Origin of the sequence: Holdemanella biformis DSM 3989, assembly GCF_000156655.1 — a bacterium.
Classification (GTDB): Bacteria; Bacillota_I; Bacilli_A; order Erysipelotrichales; family Erysipelotrichaceae; genus Holdemanella; species Holdemanella biformis.
Window position 1 is genome coordinate 1 of sequence record NZ_DS996855.1, and the last position, 679, is coordinate 679.

The following is a 679-nucleotide window of genomic DNA, read 5'->3' on the forward strand; positions in this document are numbered from 1 at the left end:
TATTTGTGTTTCAACATACAGACCTTGTTATGTGAGTCTTGTATGTAAAAAGATTCGTGGTAAGTTAAGAGTCTATGTACATATCACAATCGAAGGTGTAACTAAACCGAAACAGGATCGTTTTGGCAATTTTAAACACAGTAGAGGAAATGGTGTTGTTGGATGTGATATTGGAACTCAGACAATTGCGTATACAACAGAAACGAAAGCTGGTTTAAAGAATCTTGCGGAAAGAGGAAGTTGTATTGAAGTCAATGAACGAAAAGAAAGACGGATCTATCGTGCAATGGATAGAAGCCGTAGAGCAATGAATCCAGACAACTACAATGAGGATGGAACTATCAAAAAAGGAAAGAAGAAGTGGACATACTCAAATCGCTATAAGAAATTGAGAACGAAACATACAGAGCTATGCAGAATCAATGCAATCAATCGACATTTAGCCATCAATGAAGAAGTGAATGAATTAAGAAGCTTAGGGGATATCTTTGTGACAGAGCCAAAGAATGCCAAGAAACTGCAGAAGCGTGCAAAAACTGGAAAGCGTAAGAAAAGATTTGGAAGATCTATAAAAAATAGATGTCCAGGCTGTTTTCAGAGTCAGGCAAAAAGAAAGTTCAGAATCTATGTTGAAGTGCCAAATGATTATAAGGCAAGTCAATATGATCATACGAGTGAT

1 pseudogene is annotated in these 679 nt (G+C 36.7%); it reads left to right on the forward strand.

What is annotated here, in order from left to right:
- A pseudogene (locus EUBIFOR_RS13055) lies at positions 1-679 on the forward strand (RNA-guided endonuclease TnpB family protein); the annotation flags it as partial.